The organism is Actinokineospora lacus (assembly GCF_053813445.1).
Map to the genome: position 1 here is coordinate 277,558 of NZ_JBQERA010000001.1, position 14,665 is coordinate 292,222.

Annotated in this window: 15 protein-coding genes, 2 tRNA genes and 1 pseudogene; 5 read left to right on the forward strand and 13 right to left on the reverse strand. The window is 70.8% G+C overall.

The annotated features are described in order from the left end of the window. The first annotated feature begins 14 nt into the window (after positions 1-14). Positions 15-1,202, forward strand: a complete 1,188-nt coding sequence (locus ACTG9Q_RS01395) for an APC family permease (protein WP_455570705.1) — start codon at positions 15-17, stop codon at positions 1,200-1,202. Here ACTG9Q_RS01395 and ACTG9Q_RS01400 read toward each other — a convergent pair. Both ACTG9Q_RS01400 and ACTG9Q_RS01405 read right to left on the reverse strand, forming a co-directional pair. Then, positions 1,180-1,335, reverse strand: a complete 156-nt coding sequence (locus ACTG9Q_RS01400) for a hypothetical protein (protein ID WP_455570706.1) — start codon at positions 1,333-1,335, stop codon at positions 1,180-1,182. The genes ACTG9Q_RS01395 and ACTG9Q_RS01400 overlap by 23 nt on opposite strands. Further along, the gene (locus ACTG9Q_RS01405; protein ID WP_455570707.1) at positions 1,335-2,201 is read right to left on the reverse strand and encodes a class E sortase; all 867 of its coding nucleotides are present in this window, start codon (positions 2,199-2,201) and stop codon (positions 1,335-1,337) included. Before ACTG9Q_RS01405 ends, ACTG9Q_RS01400 begins: the two co-directional genes overlap by 1 nt. A 125-nt stretch (positions 2,202-2,326) precedes the next feature. Between ACTG9Q_RS01405 and crgA the strand changes: the two genes are divergently transcribed. Next, positions 2,327-2,593 (forward strand): cell division protein CrgA, encoded by a 267-nt coding sequence (gene crgA, locus ACTG9Q_RS01410; protein WP_455570708.1) that lies wholly within the window; start codon positions 2,327-2,329, stop codon positions 2,591-2,593. A gap of 126 nt (positions 2,594-2,719) precedes the next feature. Continuing rightward, positions 2,720-3,136 (forward strand): PH domain-containing protein, encoded by a 417-nt coding sequence (locus ACTG9Q_RS01415; RefSeq protein WP_455570709.1) that lies wholly within the window; start codon positions 2,720-2,722, stop codon positions 3,134-3,136. Positions 3,137-3,223: 87 nt separating this feature from the next. Here the strand turns inward: ACTG9Q_RS01415 and ACTG9Q_RS01420 are convergent, their stop codons facing one another. Both ACTG9Q_RS01420 and ACTG9Q_RS01425 read right to left on the reverse strand, forming a co-directional pair. Further along, positions 3,224-4,090, reverse strand: coding sequence for a rhomboid family intramembrane serine protease (locus tag ACTG9Q_RS01420; protein ID WP_455570710.1), 867 nt, complete (start codon positions 4,088-4,090; stop codon positions 3,224-3,226). Positions 4,091-4,095: 5 nt separating this feature from the next. After that, a complete protein-coding gene (locus ACTG9Q_RS01425; RefSeq protein WP_455570711.1) occupies positions 4,096-4,644 on the reverse strand; it encodes a peptidylprolyl isomerase in 549 nt (182 codons plus the stop codon). Between the two features lie 98 nt (positions 4,645-4,742). On the opposite strand from ACTG9Q_RS01425, the gene ACTG9Q_RS01430 reads away from it, so the two are divergent. Further along, on the forward strand, positions 4,743-5,405 hold the full coding sequence (locus ACTG9Q_RS01430) for a hypothetical protein (RefSeq protein WP_455570712.1): 663 nt from the start codon (positions 4,743-4,745) through the stop codon (positions 5,403-5,405). Between the two features lie 47 nt (positions 5,406-5,452). Here the strand turns inward: ACTG9Q_RS01430 and ACTG9Q_RS01435 are convergent, their stop codons facing one another. Further along, a complete protein-coding gene (locus tag ACTG9Q_RS01435; protein ID WP_455570713.1) occupies positions 5,453-5,983 on the reverse strand; it encodes a DUF2020 domain-containing protein in 531 nt (176 codons plus the stop codon). A 120-nt stretch (positions 5,984-6,103) separates the two neighbouring features. Here ACTG9Q_RS01435 and ACTG9Q_RS01440 point away from each other — a divergent pair, with 120 nt between their 5' ends. After that, entirely contained in the window at positions 6,104-6,568 is a 465-nt protein-coding gene (locus ACTG9Q_RS01440; RefSeq protein WP_455570714.1) for a DoxX family protein, read from the forward strand. Between the two features lie 89 nt (positions 6,569-6,657). Here ACTG9Q_RS01440 and ACTG9Q_RS01445 read toward each other — a convergent pair whose 3' ends face one another. The 8 genes and pseudogenes from ACTG9Q_RS01445 to ACTG9Q_RS01480 form a co-directional block, all read right to left on the reverse strand. Further along, the gene (locus ACTG9Q_RS01445; protein ID WP_455570715.1) at positions 6,658-7,503 is read right to left on the reverse strand and encodes an alpha/beta hydrolase family protein; all 846 of its coding nucleotides are present in this window, start codon (positions 7,501-7,503) and stop codon (positions 6,658-6,660) included. 391 nt (positions 7,504-7,894) lie between these two features. Next, positions 7,895-7,967, reverse strand: a tRNA-Ala gene (locus ACTG9Q_RS01450). Positions 7,968-8,001: 34 nt separating this feature from the next. Continuing rightward, a pseudogene (locus ACTG9Q_RS01455) lies at positions 8,002-8,118 on the reverse strand (DLW-39 family protein); the annotation flags it as partial. Positions 8,119-8,238: 120 nt separating this feature from the next. Further along, positions 8,239-8,312: transfer RNA gene (locus ACTG9Q_RS01460), tRNA-Ile, on the reverse strand. A 53-nt stretch (positions 8,313-8,365) separates the two neighbouring features. Next, entirely contained in the window at positions 8,366-9,220 is an 855-nt protein-coding gene (locus tag ACTG9Q_RS01465) for a DUF3566 domain-containing protein (RefSeq protein WP_455570716.1), read from the reverse strand. Between the two features lie 12 nt (positions 9,221-9,232). Beyond that, entirely contained in the window at positions 9,233-11,734 is a 2,502-nt protein-coding gene (gene gyrA, locus ACTG9Q_RS01470) for a DNA gyrase subunit A (RefSeq protein WP_455570717.1), read from the reverse strand. Between the two features lie 35 nt (positions 11,735-11,769). Further along, positions 11,770-13,752: a DNA topoisomerase (ATP-hydrolyzing) subunit B gene (gyrB, locus tag ACTG9Q_RS01475; RefSeq protein ID WP_455570718.1), complete on the reverse strand. Its 1,983-nt coding sequence runs from the start codon at positions 13,750-13,752 to the stop codon at positions 11,770-11,772. A gap of 206 nt (positions 13,753-13,958) precedes the next feature. Next, positions 13,959-14,474, reverse strand: coding sequence for a DciA family protein (locus ACTG9Q_RS01480; protein ID WP_455570719.1), 516 nt, complete (start codon positions 14,472-14,474; stop codon positions 13,959-13,961). Positions 14,475-14,665 lie beyond the last annotated feature (191 nt).

A 14,665-nucleotide genomic window follows, 5' to 3' on the forward strand; every position in this document is an offset into this window, starting at 1 on the left:
GTCAGCATCGGTGTATGCGCCGTGAGCTGGGAGTGCGGGACGCCACCGCGATCGGCCTCGGGTCGATGCTCGGCGCCGGGGTGTTCGCCGTGTTCGCCCCGGCCGCCGCGGCCGCGGGCGGGCTCCTGCTCGTCGCCCTGGTCGTGGCCGGGTTCGTCGCCTACTGCAACGCGACCGCCTCGGCCCAGCTCGCCGCGGTGTACCCGGCCTCCGGCGGCACGTACGTCCACGGCCGGGAGGTGCTCGGGCCCTGGTGGGGCTTCACCGCGGGCTGGGGGTTCGTCGTCGGGAAGACGGCCAGTTGCGCGGCGATGGCGATGACCTTCGCCGCGTACGCCGCGCCGGGGTTCGAGCGGCCCGCCGCGCTCGCCGCCGTCGCGGTGCTGACGGCGGTCACCTGCGCGGGCATCACCCGCACCGCCGCGGTCACCAAGGTGCTCCTGGCCGTCGTGCTCCTCGTCTTGCTCAGCACCGTGGCGGTGGCCCTTCCCGCCGCCCAGGCGCCGGACTGGGCGGGGAGCGGGCCGCTGGGCGTCCTGCAGGCGGCCGGGCTGCTGTTCTTCGCCTTCGCCGGGTACGCCCGGATCGCCACGCTGGGCGAGGAGGTCCGCGACCCGGCGCGCACCATCCCGCGCGCGGTGCTCGGCGCGCTCGCCGGGGCGGTGGCGGTCTACCTGCTGGTCGGGCTCACCCTGCTGCTCGTGCTCGGTCCCGCGCGGCTCGCGGCCTCGGCGGCGCCGCTGGTGGACCTGGTCGGGGCGGCAGGCCTGCCCGGCTGGGCGGTGGTCGTGCGGGTCGGCGCGGCGGCGGCGTGCCTGGGGGCGCTGCTGGGGCTGATCGCGGGCGTCGGGCGGACGAGCCTGGCGATGGCCCGCGAGCGTGACCTGCCCTCCGCGCTCGCCGCGGTCCACGATTCCACGCCGCGGGTGGCGCAAATCACAGTGGGCGTGGTGGTCTGCGTCCTCGTGGTGGTCGCGGACCTGCGGGGCGTGGTGGGGTTCTCGTCATTCGGGGTGCTCGTGTACTACGCGGTGGCCAACGCCTGCGCGTACCGGCAGCGGCGGCGGGTGCTGCACGCCGTCGGCCTGGCCGGGTGCGTGGTCCTGGTGCTGACCCTGCCGCCGTGGTCGGCGCTGGCGGGCGCGGGGGTCCTCGCCGCCGGGCTGCTCGGGCGGCTGGCTATTCGGTCGTCACCTCGTTGAACGGCAGCTTCGGCTCGACCCACGGGAACACGACGAACATCAGCAGCGCGACCACGCCCGCCGCCAGCAGGACCGCGGTCAGCGCGCGGACCGCGACCGGGCCGGGCAGGTGCCGCCAGATCCAGCCGTACATCAGAGCGTCTCCTTCAGCTCCGGCGGTGTGGCGCCGGGGTCGTCGGGGTTCTTCGCGTACTGCTTGACCAGCACGGCGTGCACGATGAGCCGCTGCCGGTCGGAGAAGCGCGGGTGGCACGTGGTCAGGGTCATCAGCGCCGCCTGCTCGCCGACGCTGCTCTCCGCCCCGGGACGGCCGGGGACGGCGGCGATGACCTCGCCCTGGCCCGGGGTGACGATCTGCTGCCCAAGCACCTGCTCGTAGGGCGCGCCCAGCGGGGACACCCCGGTGCAGCGCGGCTCGGCGGCGTGGGTGCTCGGCCAGTCGGCGGCCTCGCCCCGCTTGGGCAGCACCCGGTAGACGAACCAGCTGAGCCGGGTCTCCACCACGATCGCGTCGCAGGAGTTCAGCAGGTCGATGTCGTTGAACGGGGCGCCCTTGCCGACCCGGTGCCCGGCGACGGCGAAGTTGCCCGGCTCGCCGGGGTAGGCCGTATCGGGGTAGTGGCCGGGGCCGATCTCCAGGGTCCGCTCCGTGGTGCCTTCCAGGACCGTGAAGGCGTAGTCGGCGCCGAAGGCGGGGATGAACATCTTGGCGAAGCCCGCGCCCTCGTCGAGGCCGTCGAAGCGCTCGACCCGCCGCGGGTCGTCGGCCGGGGCCGGGTCGGCGTCCCAGCGCTGGTCCAGCGCCGCCGTGGCGTCCTCCTGCTTGGCCGCGGAGAACAGGTCGGTGACGTAGACCTCGTAGACCACGAAAAGCAGCACCACCAGGCCCAACGTGATGAGCGCCTCGCCGACACCGCGCACGGCCGCGCGCGCCCTGTCGCCGCGCCGCGGGCCGTCGGGGGCCGCGGGCGCCGCTGTGCCGACCATGCCCACCCGCATTTCTCCCCAGGATCGTTGGCGACTGGTGATCCGGCCACCTGCTCCGTTACGTTAACGTGTTGCATCGGCGCGAGTTGCGCCCATGCCGCGCGCACCCCGATTAGCTCCAGCCAGGCGAGGACAGCATGCCGAAGTCGAAGGTCCGCAAGAAGGCCGCCTACACACCTCCGGCCGACCGCCGGACACCGGTGAAGGTCAAGCCCGCCGGACCGTCCCACCCGCTCTACATCACGATCATGCTGGGCATCATGGTGCTCGGGCTGGCATGGCTGGTCGTGAACTACATCGCCGGGGACAAGATCCCCTTCATGGCGGATCTCGGAAACTGGAACTTCGCCATCGGCTTCGCGCTGATGATCGCGGGTCTCCTGATGACGATGCGCTGGCGGTAGCCGTTATCCACACACGGTCAGCCGATACCCCCGATCGGGGTCTCAAGGCTTGCGACGTTCAGCCCACAGGGGCTAAACCACACGGATGTAAGTCATCCCCATTGTGGATAACTGCTGTGGACAACCATGAGCGAGCCTGAGCTGACCTGGTCGCCCGACCCCGCCGCGGTAGGCGTGGCGTGGGCGCTGAGCGCCGCCGCGGTGGTGGCCGCGCTGCTGGTGGACGACGTCCGCGGCAGCGTGCTGCTGGTCGTGGCCGCGGCGATGCTCGGGCTGCTCGCCCTGTTCGGCACGGTGGCCCGGCCCCGGCTGGCAGCCGACCACGACGGGGTGAGCGTGCGCGGGCTGACCGGGCGCAGGCACTGGCGGTGGGGCGAGGTCAACGTGCGACTCGTGCGCACCCGCAGGCTCGGCCGCGACAGTGCCGCGGTCGAGTTGGACGCCGACAACGCCGAGCCGCCCGCCTTGGTCCTGCTCGGCCGCTTGGACCTGGGCGCCGACCCGGAGGACGTCGCCGAGGCCCTGGTCCGGCTGCGGACATAGGGCGCTGCGGACATAGGGCATCGGGTCAGTCCGGCTGCGGACATGGCGCGGCGGGTCCGCCGGCTGCGAGCCCAGAACGCCGCGGGCCTAGAACAGGGCCAGCAGCTGCGCTTGGCGGAACAGGACCAGGCCGACGAGCGCCACCGCGATGAGCGCCACCGCGCCCACCTGGAACGGGACGCGGCGCGCGGGTGGGGCGTAGGCGAAGGCGAAGGCCACCCCGGCGCCGACGACGAGCCCGCCCGCGTGCGCCAGCAGCGAGACGTTCGGGATCACCAGGCTGGTGACCACCAAGAGCCCGAGCACCATGAGGACCAGCTGCCACGGGTTGGCCGCCCGCTTGAGCCGGATCGCGATGACCACGAACGCGCCGAGCAGGCCGTAGATGGCCCCTGACGCGCCCGCCAGCGGCCTGCCGTCGCCGAACAGGAAGTCGGCGACCGAACCGCCGAGCATGGCCATCAGGTAGAGCACTGCGAAGCGCGCCCGCCCGAGCACGGTCTCCACGTCCCGCAGGAACCACAACGAGACCATGTTGACCAGCAGGTGCACCGGTCCGTAGTGCAGGAAGCCGTGGGTGATCAGCCGCCAGAACTCGCCCGCGGCGACCAGCGGGCTGAACTCCACCAGGGCGCTGAAGAACGCCGAGCGCTGGTTGCCCATGACGCTGCCCGCGAGCGCCGCGGTGATCACGTACATCGCGACGTTGACCGCGATCAGGGCGGGCACCAGCACCGACTGGGCGCCCGCCTCCGCGCCCGCGACCGTCGTGGCCCGCCGGACGGTCCTGCCGCCCTCGTTGACGCAGTCGACGCACTGGTAGCCGACCGACGCCTCCACCAGGCACTGCGGGCAGGACGGCCTGCCACAGCGCGTGCAGGACAGGCCAGTCGGCCGGTCGGTGTGCCGGGCGCAGACGGGCTGGCCCGCCTGCGCCCCGTGCGGTGTCCCCATGGCGCTCAGGCGCGCTCGATGGTGACCTTGGTGATCACGATGTCCACGGTGGGCCGGTCACCGGGGCCGGTGCTGGTCCTGCCGATGGCGTCGATGAAGTCGCGCGACTGCTGGTCGGCGGCCTCACCGAAGATCGTGTGCTTGAAGTTCAGCCAGGTGGTCGGACCCACCGTGAGGAAGAACTGCGAGCCGTTGGTGTTGGCCCCCGCGTTCGCCATCGCCAGCAGGTACGGCCTGTTGAACTGCAGTTCCGGGTGGAACTCGTCGGCGAACTTGTACCCGGGCCCGCCGCGGCCGGTGCCGGTCGGGTCACCCCCCTGGATCATGAAGCCGGAGATCACCCGGTGGAAGATCGACCCGTCGTAGAACGGGCCGGACTTGCCGCCTTGTGCGTTGGGCTCGGAGTAGTCCTTCGTCCCCTCGGCGAGGCCGACGAAGTTGGCCACCGTCTTGGGCGCCTGGTCGGGGAACAGGTTCAGGCGGATGTCACCCTGCGAGGTGTGCAGGATGGCCGTCACCTTGGTCCCGACGAGCGATTCGTTGCTGTCTGCCACCGCCCCATCGTGCCATCTTCGGCGGGATCGGTCGGGAAGGGGCAGGATTGGGCGGGTCACGTATCCGTTACCAACACAGAACGGACAGAGGTGAAGCCATGACCCGGGCCGGAGAGACGGTGGGCAAGGCCGTCGGCACCGGCTGGCGCGCTGTGCGCCAGGGTGCCGCTCGCGCCGGAGCCGCGGGCGCCGAGGCGGCCCACGCCGCCGAGCACAAGCTGGCGGCCAGGGGCTTGGCCCCGCAACAGGTCGCAGAGGCGATCGCCGAGAGCGCCCAGGTGGCTCGGCAGGAGCTGCAGGAGACCAGCAAGCGCACGCGCAAGCGCCTGGCCAAGACGGCCAAGCAGACGCGCAAGGACCTGGCCAAGGCGGCCAAGCAGGCCCGCAAGGACGCGGGCCGCTCACGGGCCGCCAAGGGTGCCGCCTCGGCGGTCGCACCGCTGCGGGCGCAGGCCAAGGCGCTGAAGAAGGATTACAAGCCGCAGGTCAAGCAGTACCAGGCCGAGCTGCGCGAGCAGGTCAAGGCGGCCAAGGCCGCGGCGAGGGCGGCCGCGAAGGACAACCGCTCGCCGCGGCGGTGGCCGTGGCTGGTGGCCGCGGTCGCGCTGGCCGCGGGTGCCGCGGTGGTCCTGCGGGGCAAGCAGGCCGAGCCGGAGCGGACCGCGCCCGTGGTGCCCACGCCCGCGCCCGCGCAGTCCGCCGCCGAGCGCAACGGGCAGACCAAGCCCGAGGTGCGGATCACAGCGGAGAAGAACAACTAGGTTCGGCAGTACTGGGCCGCACCCCCGTTGACGGGGGTGCGGCCCTTTCACATGCCCAGGCTGTCGATGACGGTCTCGGTGATGCGGCGGGCCTTGATGGTCTGCTCCTGGTTGGTGGTGACCACCACAGCGGCGCCGTCCTTGGCCACGGCGTAGACCGCGCCGTCGTCGCCGGAGAGCGAGCCGCCCTGCCACCCCGCGGGCGAGCGGGCCGGGTTCGAGGTGGCGACCGGGACGGCGGCGTCGACAACGGCGGTGGCCACCGCGGGCTCGCCCTGGTAGATCCGCACGGCGAGCTGGACGTCGCCGTCGGCCCGGTAGAAGAAGCACGCGGGCGGGTCGTCGGCGGAGATCCGGACCGCGCTGACCCGCTGGCCGTTGGCGTCGGCGACGTCGGCGTCGTCGAGGTACGGGCACGGCCCGTCGGCGCTCGGCTCGGGGGCCGGTGGGGCGGTGACCGGCGCGTCCACCGAGGTCGCGGGGGCCGTCGGGGTGGTCGTGGGCGCGGTTGCCTGCCCGGGCTCGGCGGAGCAGGCCGCGAGCGCGATCAAGGGCAGCACGAGGATGACTCGGTTCATGGCGGAGCCAGTCAACCAGACCCACTCGAATGTGATCTACGCCACTCGTTGAACCCACTTGAGTCCGCGAGCATTACTCCAGGTGTGGCCAATGCCACCCGAAAGTGAGCATTCTGCCGTTTGACTAGAGAGGGCCTGATCGAGATGGACCTGATCGAGCGGACAAAACCGCACGTCTTAGAGCTGTTCCGGGTCGTCGTCGCCTTGTTGTTCATGTTCCACGGCACCGCGACGCTGTTCGGCTTCATGGGCTCGCCGCGCGGCGGCGTCGCCCCGGAGATCGGCACCTGGCCGAGCTGGTGGGCCGCGGCCATCCAGCTCGTCGCGGGCGCGCTCGTGCTCGTCGGCCTCGCCACCCGGGTGGCGGCCCTGCTGTGCTCGGGCTCAATGGCCTACGCGTACTTCGTCGTGCACCAGCCGCAAGACCTCTCGCCGCTGACCAACGGCGGTGAGCTCTCGGCGATGTTCGCGTGGTCGTTCCTGCTCGTCGCCGTCGTCGGACCCGGCAAGTGGGCGCTGGACACCGCACTCGCCCGCCTCCGGACGAACTCCGCGGAACGGGACGCCGTCCTCCTCCCGGCCTGAGCCTCGGCGAGCGGCCTGCGCGGGGACCAGCGCAGGCCGCGGCCAAGGTTCCACGTGGAACCTCGCCGGGGAACCTCGCCGGGGGAACCTCAGCCGAGCGCCCGCTCCAGGAAACCGGCCACGACCAGCCGGTTCCACTCCACCAGCCCGTGCGGGTCGCCTCGCAACAGCGCCTCGGCGTCGGTGAACGACCCGTGCCCGGCGTTCGGCGCCGTCAGCGCGCTGTGCGACCCCGCCGAGTTCGCCATCAGCGCCCGCCACGACGGCGGCGGCGGTCCGGCGCCGACCAGGAGGAAGGGCCGGTCAGTGCCTTCCCTGGCCACCGCGAACAGGTCGGTGCCGTCGTCCTCGAAGGAGTAGGTCAGCGGCCCGTCGAAGTTCACCGCCGCCCCGACCCGCGCGTCGTCGCGCATGACCCGCAGCCCGGCCGACCCGCCCGCGCAGTGCCCCACCACCGCCACCCGCCGCAGGTCCATCCCGTACCGCGCTGCGATGTGACCCAGCTGCCCCAGCACGAACCGCAGGTCGGCGACCCGGGTGTCGAGGCTCGCCCTGTGCAGCTCCCGCGTCGGCTCCCGGTGGAACAGCACGCTGCGCTCGACCCGGCCGTCGGGGAACTGCACCCCGGAGGAGTCGTAGGTGTGGTCGACGGTGACCACGACGTACCCCCGGCTGACGAGGTCGTCCACCAGCGCCGTGTTCCACGCGCGGGCGTCGCCCAGCCCCGGGGAGTACAGCACCACCGGCCACCGCCCCTGCCGGACGGCCACGTCCCGGTACGCGTGCGTCGACGTCCCCGCCCAGTCGAACCCACCCGGCTCGACCCCGTAGTTGACCCGCCCGGCCAACTCCCCGAACGCCCGGGCCTCCCCCACAGAGAACTGCGCCGCCCGCTCCCCCGCCGCCCAACGAGCCGGATACCGGACATCGACCATCAGCTCCCGGTGGGAACGCCCCCCAAGGGGGTCCCCCCGCTGCCGGTCAACAACCCGCAACGAGGTCATGCCGACGGGATGGACACCGAGGGGCTCCGGAAGAGCGGCCACTGTGGACACAATCGCATTCTGCATACACACCAACGTAAGCAGACCCCCCACCCACCGAATCGGGGTTTACCCGGAACCTGACCCCGGAGCGAAACCAGGTGGACCCGGGTCCACCAAACGCTGGTTCGCGAGATACCGCACCGTGGGCGACCCACCCGATGCTTACGTGCCCTGGCGCCGGGTCGAGACGTACCGCACCGTGGGGGTGTGGGGCTCGGCCCCACAACGATGAAAAGCGACCCGGTCCACGCTTTCCGTGGACACAAGCCGCCCGAGCTTGTGGAGACGAGGGGAATCGAACCCCTAACCCCTGCCTTGCAAAGGCAGTGCTCTGCCAATTGAGCTACGTCCCCCTGCGGACACGACCGGAGCCGTGTCCGAGGCTTACTTGGCGGGGGCGGTGGCCTCGCGCCAGAGGTTGGCTTCAGCCTTGGCCGCGCTCTTGCGCCGCACCACGAACAGCACTCCGCCCACAACGGCGGCCAGCGCAAGAACCTTCTTCACGACCCCTGCCTTCCTTGAAGATCAACCAGGCACCCCAACCGGAGCGCCACGACCAGTCTAGCCACAACCGCCGGGGGGAATGACGAAGGGCGATCCGCGTACGCGAACCGCCCTTGTCCGTGGGCCTAGGAGGACTTGAACCTCCGACCTCTTCGTTATCAGCGAAGCGCTCTAACCGCCTGAGCTATAGGCCCCTGGGAACGGAGAAAGGCTACCAGCGCCGGGGCTCCGTCCCCAAACCGGGTGGTCACTCGCGTTCGGCGAGGGTGACCTCCAGGCCGCCCGCCAGGTCGGCGGAGACGTTGTAGACGAACGCGCCGACGGTGGCCAGGGCGCTGAACAGCACGATGTTGATCGCGCCGATGATGGCCGCGATGCCGAAGACGCGGCCCGCGCTGATCAGCGGCTCGCCGCCCGCGGCGGTGTTGGCGTTGAGGAGCTCGCTGGAGATGCCGTTGAGCTTGTCCCAGACGCCCATGCCGTCGAGGACGGCGTAGAGGGCGCCGACGGCGACCAGCCACACGAAGAACAGCGCCACGCCCAGGACCAGGGACAGCTTGAGCACCGACCACGGGTCGAAGCGCTTGACCTGCAGGTTGGCCCGGCGCGGGCCGCGGCCGGGCCTGCGCAGCGCCGACGGCGGGCCGCCGGACGCGCCCAGACCGCCGAGCGCGCCCGTGCCAAGACCACCCGTTCGGGGAGCGCTGTCGTGGCTGTCACCGCCGAAAAGCCGGGGCGCGGCCGTGCCGCTGACCGCGGGCCTGGCGACGGTGACGGTGGCGTCGTCGGCCGAGCCGGTCGGCCAGGCCGGGCTGCCGCCGTTCTGGGCCGCACTCTGGGCCGGGTTCTGGACCAGGTTCTGGGTGGCCTCCGCGTCCGGCTTCGGCTCGGCGGCCTGCTGCTGGCCAGACTGCTGATGACCGGACTGTTGGCCGGTCTTCTGCTGGTCAGTGGCGACGCGCTGCCACGGCGGCGGCGTCGTGGTCGCCGTCGGCTCGTCGTCGGGCGCATCCGCGGGGACGACCTTGCCCGCCGCGATGACCGTGGTCCGCTCGGCTGGCCGATCGGCCTCGGTGTCTTCCGGCTTGTCGGGTGATGTCACCTGCGAATTCCCCTACGTCTCGCTGCCTGCTTCGGTCAGCGCCTCGGTGTCCTCGTCGGGCTCCTCGGCACTGCGGGCGATGGCCACCAGAGTGGTGCCCTCGCCCAGGTTCATCAAACGCACGCCCTTGGTCTGGCGGCCCGCCCTGCGGACCTCGCGGGCGCTGGTGCGGATGACACCGCCCGACGAGGTGATCGCGTACACCTCGTCGCTCTCGTCCACGATCAGCGCCCCCACCAGCCTGCCACGGCGGTCGTCGTACTGGATGGTGAGCACGCCCTTCCCGCCGCGGCCCTGCACGGAGTAGTCACCCATCGCGGTTCGCTTGGCGTACCCGCCCCGGGTGGCGACCAAAACAAACGTGTCGTCGCGGACGACGCCGATGGTGAGCAGCTCGTCGCCGGAGTTGAAGCGCATCCCGGTGACGCCGGAGGTGGCCCGGCCCATCGGGCGCAGCGCGTCGTCGTCGGCGTGGAAGCGGATGGACTGCCCGAGCGCGGAGATCAGCAGCAGGTCGTCGTCGGAGGAGCACAGCACCGCGCCGACCAGCTCGTCGCTGTCGCGCAGGTTGATGCCGATGAGACCGCCGGAGCGGTTGCTGTCGAAGTCGCTCAGCCGCGACTTCTTCACCAGCCCGGCCCGCGTCGCCAGCACCAGGTACGGCGCGACCTGGTAGTCCTTGATCTGGATGACCTGCGCGATGGTCTCGTCCGGCTGGAAGGCCAGCAGGTTCGCCACGTGCTGCCCGCGCGCGGCCCGGTTCGACTCGGGCAGCTCGTAGGCCTTCGCCCGGTACACCCGGCCCTGGTTGGTGAAGAACAGGATCCAGTCGTGGGTGGAGCACACGAAGAAGTGCGCCACGATGTCGTCCTGCTTCAGCGCCGCGCCCTGCACGCCCTTGCCGCCGCGCTTCTGCGCCCGGTACAGGTCGGTCTTGGTGCGCTTGGCGTAGCCGGTGCGGGTGATGGTGACGACGACGTCCTCGACCGCGATCAGGTCCTCAAGGGACACGTCCCCGTCGAAGGGCACGATCCGGGTGCGCCGCTCGTCGCCGTGCTTCTCGACGATCTCCATCAGCTCGTCGCGCACGATCCCGCGCTGGAGCTCGTCGCTGGCCAGGATCTTGTTCAGCTCGCCGATGTAGCGCTCGATCTCGCCGAGCTCGTCGATGATCCGCTGCCGCTCCAGGGCGGCCAGCCTGCGCAGCTGCAGCTCCAGGATCGCCGTCGCCTGGATCTCGTCGACCTCGAGCAGCGCGATCAGCCCGGTGCGCGCCTCCTCGGCGTTGGGCGAGCGGCGGATCAGCGCGATGACCTCGTCGAGCAGGTCGAGCGCCTTGCGGTAGCCGCGCAGGATGTGGGCGCGCTCCTCGGCCTTGCGCAGCCGGTACCTGGTGCGCCGGACGATGACCTCGACCTGGTGCTTGACGTAGTGCCGGATGATCTGGTCGAGGCGCAGGGTGCGCGGCACCCGGTCGACCAGGGCCAGCATGTTCACGCCGAAGGTGTGCTGCAGCTGGGTGTGCTTGTAGAGGTTGTTCAGCACCACCTTGGCCACCGCGTCGCGCTTGAGCCCGATCACGATGCGCATGCCGCTGCGCCGGTTGGACTCGTCGGCGATCTCGGAGATCCCGGTCAGCTTCCCGTCGCGGACCAGCTGGGCCATGTTCTCGATCAGGTTGTCCGGGTTGACCTGGTAGGGCAGCTCGGTGACGACGAGGATCGTGCGCCCCTTGGCGTCCTCCTCGACCTCCACCACCGCCCGCATCCGCACCGACCCGCGCCCGGTCCGGTACGCCTCCTCAATGCCCGCGGTGCCCAGGATCAGGCCGCGCGTCGGGAAGTCCGGCCCCTTGATCCGCGTCATCAGCGCCGCGAGCGTCTCGTCCTCGGAGGCGTCGGGGTTGTCCAGCGCCCAGACGACACCCTCGGCGACCTCGCGCAGGTTGTGCGGCGGGATGTTGGTCGCCATACCGACGGCGATACCGCTGCCGCCGTTGACCAGCAGGTTCGGGATGCGCGCGGGCAGGACCTCGGGCTCTTCGGTCTTGCCGTCGTAGTTCGGCGCGAAGTCGACGGTGTCCTCGCCGATGTCCCGCAACATGTCCATGGCCAACGGCATCAGCCGCGCCTCGGTGTAACGCATTGCGGCTGCCGGGTCGTTGCCTGGGGAGCCGAAGTTGCCCTGGCCGTCGACCAGGGGGTAGCGCATCGACCAGGGTTGGGCGAGGCGGACGAGGGTGTCGTAGATGGAGCTGTCGCCGTGGGGGTGGTAGTTGCCCATGACGTCGCCGACGACGCGGGAGCACTTGACGTAGCTGCGGTCGGGGCGAAGACCGGTGTCGTACATCGAGTACAGGACACGGCGGTGGACCGGCTTGAGGCCGTCGCGGACGTCGGGCAGAGCGCGGGAGACGATGACGCTCATCGCGTAATCGATGTAGGAGCTCTGCATCTCCTGCTGGATGTCGACCGGCTCGATGCGACCGCCGGGCGGCGGCAGGGTTTCGGTCACGACAGGTAAATCCCTTCAAGCGGTGATTCGACGACTCACACGTCGAGGAAGCGGACGTCCTTGGCGTTGCGGGTGATGAAGGAGCGGCGGGCCTCGACGTCCTCGCCCATGAGCACGCTGAACAGCTCGTCGGCGGTGGCGGCGTCGTCGAGGTTGACCCGGAGGAACAGGCGGTTGGCCGGGTCCATCGTGGTCTCCCACAGCTCCTCGGCGTTCATCTCGCCGAGACCCTTGTAGCGCTGGATGCCGTCCTCTTTGTTGATCTTCTTGCCCGCGGCCACGCCCTCCTTGATCAGCCCGTCGCGCTCGCGGTCGGAGTAGGCGTAGTCCGGCTCGCTGCGCTGCCACTTGATCTTGTACAGCGGGGGCTGCGACAGGTACACGTGGCCGTTCTCGATGAGCGGGCGCATGAAGCGGAACAGCAGGGTCAGCAGCAGGGTGGTGATGTGCTTGCCGTCGACGTCGGCGTCGGCCATCAGCACGAGCTTGTGGTAGCGCAGCTTGGAGAGGTCGAAGTCCTCCTGGATGCCCGTGCCCAGCGCGGTGATCAGGCTCTGCACCTCGGTGTTCTTCAGCACCCGGTCGATGCGGGCCTTCTCCACGTTGATGATCTTGCCGCGGATGGGCAGGATCGCCTGGAACGCCGAGTCGCGGCCCTCCTTGGCCGAGCCGCCCGCCGAGTCGCCCTCGACGATGTAGAGCTCGCACTCGGCCGGGTTGGTGGAGCGGCAGTCGCGCAGCTTGCCGGGCAGGCCGCCGATGTCCAGGGCGCCCTTGCGGCGGACGAGCTCGCGGGCCTTGCGGGCGGCCATGCGCGCCTGGGCGGAGGAGACCGCCTTGGTGACGATCATCCTGGCCTCGGTCGGGTTGCGCTCGAACCAGTCGGCCAGCCACTCGTTGCAGGTGGCCTGGACGAACGTCTTGGCCTCGCTGTTGCCCAGCTTCTGCTTGGTCTGGCCCTCGAACTGCGGCTCGGCCAGCTTCACCGACACGATCGCGGCAAGGCCCTCGCGCACGTCGTCACCGCCGAGGTTGGTGTCCTTCTCCTTGAGTAGCTTCTTCTCGCGCGCGTAGAGGTTGACCACCCGGGTCAGCGCGGCGCGGAAGCCCTCCTCGTGGGTGCCGCCCTCGGGGGTGTTGATGGTGTTGGCGAAGGTGTGCACCGACTCGCTGTAGCCGGTGTTCCACTGCATCGCGACCTCGACCTGGATGCCGCGGGTCTTGTCCTCGGCCTCGAAGGAGATCACGTTCTTGTGCAGCGCCTCGCGCGCGTGGTTGATGTGCTTGACGAAGTCCTCAAGGCCGCCCGGGTAGTGGAACGTGCGCTCCTTGACGCGCACCGGCTGGCCGGAGGCGTCCTCCAGGGTCTCCTCGTCGGAGACGCGCTCGTCGCGCAGGGAGATCGTCAGGCCCTTGTTGAGGAAGGCCATCTCCTGCAGGCGCCGGGCCACTGTCTCGGCGTTGAAGGTGACCGTCTCGAAGATCGAGTCGTCGGGCACGAAGGTGATCTCGGTGCCGGTGTCCTCGGCGGTCTCGCCCTTGATGACGTCGGTGACCGGCTTGGAGTCGCGGTACTCCTGGCGCCAGACGTGGCCCTGGCGCCTGATGACCGCGAACAGCGAGGTGGACAGGGCGTTGACCACGGAGATGCCCACGCCGTGCAGGCCGCCGGAGACGGCGTAGCTGTCGCTGTCGAACTTGCCGCCCGCGTGCAGGACGGTCATGACGACCTCCAGCGCGGAGCGCTTCTCCTCGGGGTGCTCGTCGACCGGGATGCCGCGGCCGTCATCGATGACGCGGACGCCGCCCTCGCGCAGCAGGGTGACCTCGACCTTGGTGGCGTGGCCCGCCATGGCCTCGTCGACGCTGTTGTCGACGACCTCCCAGATCAGGTGGTGCAGGCCGGGCTCGGCGGTGGAGCCGATGTACATGCCCGGCCGCAGCCGGACGGCCTCCAGCCCCTTGAGGACCCCGATCGACCCGGCACCGTAAGTGCTCTCCTGCTTGTCAGCTGCCACGTGACCGGTGTCTCCTCGTGATCGGAACGCCTTCATCGGCGACGGTGCTTCTCCGGCGCCGTCCGGAGGGCTCCGCGCGCCCTCGTCCATACTACTGGTGCGCCCGTCCAGAAGTGGCCCAAGGACCCGCCTGACTTGCTCACAGAGCGCCGGATCGGAACCAGCGCGGGTCAGGACGCCAGCGACCCGCTCTCAAGCCGTGATATTCAACCGTAGGTGTCCCGCGGTCCGCGACCGGGAACCCGCCGGGGGCCGTGCCGCCAACTCGGCGCGCTCGGGCCGTGCACCTTGAGCCTGCGCACCACCCCGGGGCCGACGCCCGCGGCGATGCGGGCCAGCAGCTGGCGCTGGAGCAGCCGCAGCTGCGTGGCCCACGCGGTCGAGTCGGCCTGCACGGTCAGCTCGCCGTCCTTCAAGGCCAGCGGCCGGGCGTGCTCGGCGACCTCTGAACCGACCAGCGCGGCCCACTTGCCGAACACCCGGCCGCCCGCCAGGTGGTCGGCCCACCCTCGGTCCGTGGCGATTCTACTGGCCAGTCGGCCCAGCGGCTGCGGGTCGCGCTCATCGGCGCCCGGTCCTGACCAGCGGCGACGCCGCCGGGCGCCGGTCGCTGTTCCACGTGGAACACCGCGCTTGGGTTTGGCGCGGGCGGTTTTGCGGGCCGCGTCCAGGGCCGCGCGGGCCAGGTCGGAGCCCCGCAGCGGCTTGTCACTGTCCGTCACCGAGGAGTCCGGAGGCGACGGAGAACCACCCGACTGTGTGGATGACTCGCCGAATCCGGTGGACCGCGTTGGGCCGAACGCCCGCTCGGTGACCGTGTTATCCACACTATCCACAGGGTTGTCCCCAGATGTGGGGTCTTTCCGCGCCCGGCCGGTCACACCTTGTGGTGGGACCTTAGGCCGATCGAGTT